Below are 7,133 nucleotides of genomic sequence, written 5' to 3' on the forward strand. Positions count from 1 at the left end.
CGTCTTGATCGCGGTCGGTGCGAGAGGGGAGCCGGATCCATCTCGCTCTCCGGGGCGTCGACGACGACCTCCCGGTCACGTGCAGTAGTGCGGGCTCTCTCCGCAGACGACCCCCTGGATCATGTACGCCACGAAGGCGAAACCGGCGACGATCACGGCGATCGCGCACAGGAGCAGGATCACGCCCACCACGATCAGCACGATCGAACCCGTGCTCAGCTTCCGGGAAGGTGGAGACGGCGCGGCCTGGACAGGCTGCGAGTGCTGAGTCCACTGCTGCCCGTCGAACCAGCGCACCCGCTGCGGGGCGTACGGGTCGCGGTACCAGCCAGGCTGGTGGGTCACGATGTCCTCCTCGGCTGCGGTGCCGTCATCCGCGCGTGGGTGCGTGGCGTCGACCGTGGTGCGAGGGCCGGACGCTCCCGGCGCGGCTGCCTCTTCCCGTGCAGAGGCTACCGGGTCGCCACGACCAGCCAAGCTGTCAGAAGCACACCGGGGCATACCCCGGTGTGCTTCTGACAACCAAGCTGAGGTCAGCGCGTGAAGGCCAGCGCCCAGGTCTCGGGCCCGCGCTCGAGGTAGTCGACCGTGAACGTGCCCGGCCACCGGGCGTCGACCTGCGCCAGGAGCGGCAGCGGGTCGTGCGGGGCGAGGAGCACCATGCCCGCGCCGGGCGCGACGCCCTCGAGCGCCCCGAAGATGGTCGCGTGCCGGATCGCGTGCGGCACCGCGCGGGCGTCGAGCACCGGGAGGTTGCCGGCGTCGTCGTGCCCGCCGCAGCCGCACGAGTGGCCTGCGGGTTCGGCGGGGGCATCATCCATGGCCGCCGCGGTCGCCCCCTCCGAGGCGCCACCGCAGCCCCCGGCACCGCCGCCGCAGCCGCAGGCGCCGCCCGGCTCGCCACCCGCCGCAGCCTCCCCGCCCTCCCCGTGGGAGTGTCCGCCGAGCAGCTCGTGCATCCCGTCGAGGACGCCGGCGAGCGAGACGTCGGAGGACAGGGCGAGCAGCGGCAGGATCTGCTCGTTCTCCTTGGTCATGTGGGTCTCGAAGAGTACCTGGAGCGCGCGGGCGTGGGCTGCGGCGCGGACGGGGCTGGTCGCGCGGTCGAGGGCGTCGACCAGCTTGCCGATCACCCCGTGCTCGGCGATCATCGCGTCGACCAGGAGCCGGGCGTGCTCGTCGCGGTGCGCGTGGGGGTACATCGCGGCTTCCTCGGCGAGCGCGTGCGGCAGCAGGTCGGTCCGCGTCCAGTCCACGAGGCGGCGGTGGGCGCCAGTCGTGGCGGTGCCGGACTCGACGGCCTGGACCAGCGCCTCGACGAGCAGCCCGAGGGTCCCGTTCATCTCGGTGTGGTGGGCGACGACGGCCTCGACGGCGCGTGAGTCTTCGGCCGACGTGGCCAGGACGATGCTGCTCATGACGTGAGACCTCCGGGAGCGGTGGGAGTGGTTCTCCAACGCGCCAAACATTAGTACACTTTATTCCGTGGAAAATACGCAGCCTGCTGGACGGGCAGAGCACCCCGCGCCCCCGCGCCCCGGGTACGGCCCGCCGCTCGTGCGGCGCGCGGTCCGCCCCGCGCGGCTCTCGAAGGCCCGGCTCGCGGTCCTCGACGTCCTCGCGTCCCAGCCCGAACCCTGCTCGGTCAGCTCGGTCGCGACCGCGCTCGACCAGCACACCAACACCGTGCGCGAGCACCTCGAGGGCCTGGTCGAGGCGGGGCTCGCGACGAGCGAGAGCGCCCCGGCGCACGGCCGGGGCCGCCCGGCCCGGCTCTACGCCGCGGTCACGGAGTCGCCGACGACGGCGGGCGCCGCCGAGTACGCGGGCCTGGCGTCGGCGCTCGCGGCCCAGATCGCCAGGTCGAGCGCCGACCCCGTGGGCGACGCGCTCGCCGCGGGCCGCGCCTGGGGCGCGGAGCTCGTCGGGGACGTCGAGCTCCCCTCGGGTCCGGGCACGGTTCCCGACGGCGCCTCGCACCCTGCGAGCGTGGGTGGCACAGGGCGCGGGGAGAGCGCGCCGGACGCACGCCGGGAGCCCAGCGGGGGACCCGACGTCGTCGGGCACCCGGGCAGCGCGGGCGACGGTCCAGGGGCCCCCGAGAAGGGGAGACCCGGCCGAGGTGCCGACGACGCCGGGAGCGCCGCGCGCCACGAGGTCGTCGACCTGCTGGACCGCCTGGGGTTCGCCCCTCGGGCCGACGACGACGCGGCCTCGGTCGCGCTGACCCGCTGCCCTCTGCTCGAGGCCGCGTACCGCAACCCCGAGGTCGTGTGCGCGGTGCACCTCGGCCTGGCGCAGGGCGCCCTCGAGCGGCTGGGGGCCCCTCGCGAGGGGACGTCCCTGCTGCCCTTCGCCGAGCCGGGCGCGTGCCGCCTGTACCTGCGCCCCGCGGACGGATCCCCTGAGGGGACCCCGGACCGGCCCACGCCGGAGCCCGGGGCCACCACCGCCCCCGGTCACGCCGACAGCTCGCACCGCTGATGCGCCGCGTCGTCTTCGTGCTGCCGGCCGGCCTCGCGCTCCTCGCGGGTCTCGACGCGGCGCTCCTGCTGCTCGGCCTGCCGGCCCCGCTCACGACCGAGCGCCTGCCCCAGATCCACGGCGTGCTGCTCGTCCTGGGCTTCGTCGGCACGGTGATCGCGCTCGAGCGCGCCGTCGCGCTGCGCACGCGGTGGGGCTTCGCGGCCCCGGGGCTGCTGGGGGCGGGCGCGCTGGCTCTGCTCAGCCCGGCCCCGCTCGCCGTGGGCCAGGTGCTCCTCGTCGCGGGCTGCGGCGCGCTGTGCCTGGTCTACGTCCCGCTGTGGCGGCGCCAGCACGACGACGCGGTCCTCGTGCAGCTCGTCGGCGCGCTGCTCGCGACGGGCGGGGCGCTCCTGTGGCTCGGCGGCGTGGGCGTCGCCGACGTGCTGCCGTGGCTCGCGTGCTTCGTGGTGACCACGATCGCGGGCGAGCGGCTCGAGCTCGCCCGGATCGCGTTCCTCGGACGGGGCGCGGGCCTGATCCTGTGGGTCTGCTGGGCGCTCGCGGTGGGGTGCGTGGCGACCCTGCTGTGGCCCGCTGCCGGCTACGCCCTGCTGGGTGCGGCCGTCCTGGTGCTGTGCGGCTGGCTCGCGGTGCACGACGTCGCCCGGCGCACCGTCCGCTCGACGGGGCTCGCGCGCTACATGGCGGCGTGCCTGCTCGCGGCGTACGCGTGGCTCGCGGTCGCCGGGGCGATCTGGCTCCTCGCCGGGCGCCAGGTCACGGGGCCCGGGTACGACGCCGTGATCCACGCGGTCTTCCTGGGCTTCACGATCTCGATGATCATGGCCCACGCGCCCGTGATCCTGCCCGCGGTGCTGCGCGTGCGGCTGCCGTACACGCCCCTGATGTACGGGCCTGCGGTCCTCCTGCACCTGGGCCTGCTGGTCCGCCTGGGGCTGGGCGACGCCCGGGACCTGCCCGTGGCCCACCAGGTCGGGGGAGTGCTCAACGTGGTCGCGCTGCTCGCGTTCGTGGTGCTCATGCTCGGGGTCGGGATCCGCGCGCGCCTCGCGCCCGCGCCCGGGACGCGGCCGCGCGACGCCGTCGGGCCTGCACCGTCCCTGCTCGAGGAGACCGCTCCGTGAAGCTCGACCTGTCCCCGGCTGCGCCTCCCGCGCCCCTGAGGCCCCTGACCGACCGCTCCGCCTGGCACCTGCGCGCCAACGCCCCCGTGGTCGCCTGGCTCGTGGCGACCGTGGTCGTCGCCGTGGGCCACCGGTGGATCCCCGCGTCGCCCTGGCTGCTCGTGCACCTGCTGCTGCTCGGCGCGGTGACCAACGCGATCTGCGTGTGGAGCCAGCACTTCACCGACGCGCTCCTGCGCCGCCGGATCACGCCCGCCTCGCGGCGCTGGCAGGTCGCGCGCCTGGTGCTGCTCAACGGCGCGGTCGCCGCGACGGTCGCGGGCATGGTCACGGCGACGTGGGTCGTGACGCTCGTGGGGGCCGTCGGCGTGGGCGTCGCGGTCGCAGCCCACGGCACGGCCCTGTGGCTCCAGTCACGGCAGGCGCTCGCGGCCCGCTTCGCGATCTGCGTGGGCTTCTACGTCGCGGCGGCCTGGCTCCTGCCGTTCGGGGCGGGGCTCGGTGCGACGCTCGCGCGCGGCCTCGACGAGGGGTGGCACACGCGGGTCGTGCTCGCGCACGCGGGCTTCAACCTGCTGGGCTTCGTGGGCCTCACGGTCATGGGCACGCTCATGACGCTGTGGCCGACCATGCTGCGGACGAAGATGGCCGACGACGCTCCCCGCGCCGCGCGCACGACGCTCGCCCTCATGCTGGTCGGCCTGGCGGGCGGGGTGGCCGCGGTCCTGGCGGCCTCGCCGCCCGTCGCGGCCGTGGGGTTGGCGACGTACCTCGCGGGCATCGGTGTCTCGGTGCGGCCCATGGTCACGGCGGCCCGACGGCGTCCGCCCGCGACCTTCGCGACGTGGTCGGCGGCCTGCGCGCTGGCCTGGCTGGTGGGATCGCTCGCGACGCTGGTCGGCGTCCTGGCACTGAGCGGGACGTGGGAGGCGGCGGCCGCACGCGTCGGGATCGTGACCGTGCCGCTCGTCGCGGGCTTCGCGGCCCAGGTCCTGCTCGGGGCGCTGACCTACCTGGTGCCCGTGGTCCTGGGCGGCGGTCCCGCGGCGGTGCGCTCGACCACGGCCGTGCTCGAACGCGGGGCCGTGCTGCGGGTCGTGCTGTTCGACGGAGCGCTCGCGCTCTTCGTCCTGCCCGCGCCGAGCCTGGTGCACGTGCTCGCGTCGCTGACTGCGCTCGGCGCGCTCGTGGCTTTCCTCCCGCTGCTCGTCGGGGCCCTGCGCGTCCACCGCCGTGCCCGGCGCACGCCGTTCGTGCCACCGACCGCCGAGGACGTCGCGGCGGCCCACGCCCTGGGGCAGGACCTGCGCGCGCGGTCCGGAGACGCCCGCCAGGGGCCTCCCGTGGAGGCCGTGACCGGACCGCGTCGCAAGGGGCTGGCCGTGGCCGCGCTGAGCGTCCTGCTCCTGGTCGCCGCGGGCGGGGTGGCCCTGGACCCGGCCGCGCTCGGCACCGGGACGGGAGCCTCGCCGACCGAGGCCGGTGCGTCGGGTGCCGTCGTGCCCACGGGGCGCACGACGACCGTCGAGGTCGAGGCCCGCGACATGCGCTTCTTCCCCGCGACGATCGAGGTGCCTGCCGGGGACTCCCTGGTGCTCGTCGTGACCAACACCGACTCCACGGTCCACGACCTCGTGCTCGACACGGGCGCGACGAGCGGGCGGCTCTCCCCAGGGGCGACCGAGACGTTCGAGGTGGGGGTCGTGGGCCGCACGGTCGACGGGTGGTGCAGCATCGTGGGCCACCGGCAGATGGGCATGGTGCTGACGATCGAGCCGGTGGGCGGTTCTGTGGGCGGGACGAGCCTGGCCGACGGCGGTGCCGAACCTGACGGCGCCGGCGCCGGCAGCGACAGCGAGGCCGAGCACGACGGCATGGCGGGCATGGACCACGGCCCGGTGGGCTCGGGCGACGAGTCCGGCGCCCCGAGCGCCGCGAAGGACCTGGACTTCATGGCGACCCCGGGCGACGACTTCGTGGCGCGTCCGGCCGAGCTCGCGCCCGCGAGCACCGAGACCGTGCACCGCGTGCGGCTCGCCGTCTCCGAGCTCGTGACCGAGGTCGCGCCCGGGGTGACGCAGACGCTGTGGACGTTCGGCGGCACGGCCCCCGGTCCGACGCTGCGCGGCAAGGTCGGCGACCGCTTCGAGATCACGCTGGTCAACGACGGCACGATCGGGCACTCGATCGACTTCCACGCCGGGGCGCTCGCCCCCGACCGGCCCATGCGCACGATCGCGCCGGGCGAGGAGCTCACCTACACGTTCACGGCGACCATGTCCGGGGTGTGGATGTACCACTGCTCGACCATGCCCATGTCGGCGCACATCGCGAACGGCATGTTCGGCGCGGTCGTGATCGACCCGCCGGACCTTCCCGCGGTCGACCGCGAGTACCTGATCGTCCAGTCCGAGTACTACCTCGGTCCGCAGGGCGGCGAGGTCGACATGGACCGGCTCGCGACGGGTGATCCCGACGTCGTGGCCTTCAACGGCTACGCCAACCAGTACGACGCGGCGCCCCTCCCGGCCCGGGTGGGCGAGCGCGTGCGCGTGTGGGTGCTCGCGGCGGGGCCCAACCGCGGCTCGGCGTTCCACGTCGTGGGCGGGCAGTTCGACACGGTGTTCAGCGAGGGCGCCTACCGGCTGCGGCCCGGCAACGCCGAGGCGGGCGGGTCCCAGGTGCTGGGTCTCGCGGTCGCCCAGGGCGGCTTCGTCGAGCTCGCGTTCCCCGAGGCGGGGCGCTACCCGTTCGTGACCCACGCCATGATCGACGCCGAGCGCGGCGCGCACGGGTTCTTCGCGGTCACGGGGTAGACGGCCGGGGTGGTGGGCGGGACGTAGGGTGTCATCGGTCCGCCCGTACCGATCACCCGCCGGAGGCAGCATGCACGTCCAGACCCCGAGCCCGCTCGCGTGACGGGCGTACGGGTCGGTCGCTGCGAGCAGTGCGGCGCCGACGTCCAGTGGCTGCCGTGCTACGACGGCCGTCGTCGGGCCTTCGCGCTCGACGAGGTCCGCAGCGCGCACGCGGGGGACGAGGTGCGCTGGTTCCTGACGTCGAACCGGGGGGCCGTGCCCGGGACGCAGCTCGCGTACTCGCCGACCATGCCGTTCCGGGTGCGGCACGTGTGCCAGCGCCAGCCGCAGGGATACGGCGAGGAGACGCTCGACAAGGCCGCGGTCCTGCGCTCGGCCCCGCAGGTGCGCGAGTTCCAGGTGCGCCCGCCCTACCGGTTCGGCTACCGGTGGGAGTCCGAGTGGGGCCACATCGTGCACCCCGACCGGGGGCTGTGCGGGGCCAAGGTCATCGGGGAGATGACCCCGCGCGAGGCCGAGCGCCTCCCGACCATGCCGATGTGCAAGGAGTGCGTGAAGCGGTACTCGCGCCGCCACCCGCACGACCAGGTGCGCCGCCCGCCCGAGCCGGCCTGAACCCGCCTGACGCGCCGCACGCCTGCTCGCCCGCCTGCCCAGCCCGCCCCGCCTGCCGGTCCCGCCCGTCCCGAAGGAGCCCCCGTGC

The 7,133-nt window shown here is 75.3% G+C and carries 6 protein-coding genes; 4 read left to right on the plus strand and 2 right to left on the minus strand.

The features are described 5' to 3' along the window. Nucleotides 1–75: 75 nt before the first annotated feature. Nucleotides 76–345: a DUF2510 domain-containing protein gene (locus OERS_RS21635; protein WP_068627380.1), complete on the minus strand. Its 270-nt coding sequence runs from the start codon at nt 343–345 to the stop codon at nt 76–78. A gap of 188 nt (nt 346–533) precedes the next feature. Further along, nucleotides 534–1,418, minus strand: coding sequence for a DUF2249 domain-containing protein (locus OERS_RS22360; protein WP_068627381.1), 885 nt, complete (start codon nt 1,416–1,418; stop codon nt 534–536). Between the two features lie 67 nt (nt 1,419–1,485). Here OERS_RS22360 and OERS_RS17475 point away from each other — a divergent pair, with 67 nt between their 5' ends. The 4 genes from OERS_RS17475 (at nt 1,486) to OERS_RS17490 (ending at nt 7,045) form a co-directional block, all read left to right on the plus strand. After that, nucleotides 1,486–2,484, plus strand: coding sequence for a helix-turn-helix transcriptional regulator (locus tag OERS_RS17475; protein WP_082848756.1), 999 nt, complete (start codon nt 1,486–1,488; stop codon nt 2,482–2,484). Next, nucleotides 2,484–3,611, plus strand: a complete 1,128-nt coding sequence (locus tag OERS_RS17480; protein WP_068627383.1) for a hypothetical protein — start codon at nt 2,484–2,486, stop codon at nt 3,609–3,611. Before OERS_RS17475 ends, OERS_RS17480 begins: the two co-directional genes overlap by 1 nt. After that, nucleotides 3,608–6,427 (plus strand): multicopper oxidase domain-containing protein, encoded by a 2,820-nt coding sequence (locus OERS_RS17485; RefSeq protein ID WP_248948714.1) that lies wholly within the window; start codon nt 3,608–3,610, stop codon nt 6,425–6,427. The genes OERS_RS17480 and OERS_RS17485 overlap by 4 nt, the downstream gene beginning before the upstream one ends. A 99-nt stretch (nt 6,428–6,526) precedes the next feature. Then, nucleotides 6,527–7,045, plus strand: a complete 519-nt coding sequence (locus OERS_RS17490) for a hypothetical protein (RefSeq protein WP_056654519.1) — start codon at nt 6,527–6,529, stop codon at nt 7,043–7,045. The last annotated feature ends 88 nt before the right edge of the window (nt 7,046–7,133 follow it).

It is taken from the genome of Oerskovia enterophila (assembly GCF_001692445.1).
GTDB lineage: Bacteria > Actinomycetota > Actinomycetes > Actinomycetales > Cellulomonadaceae > Oerskovia > Oerskovia enterophila.

Coding starts and splice junctions, on each gene's coding strand:
- OERS_RS22360 (WP_068627381.1), bottom strand. CDS start 1,418: ATGAGCAGCATCGTCCTGGCCACGTCGGCCGAAGACTCACGCGCCGTC.
- OERS_RS17480 (WP_068627383.1), top strand. CDS start 2,484: ATGCGCCGCGTCGTCTTCGTGCTGCCGGCCGGCCTCGCGCTCCTCGCG.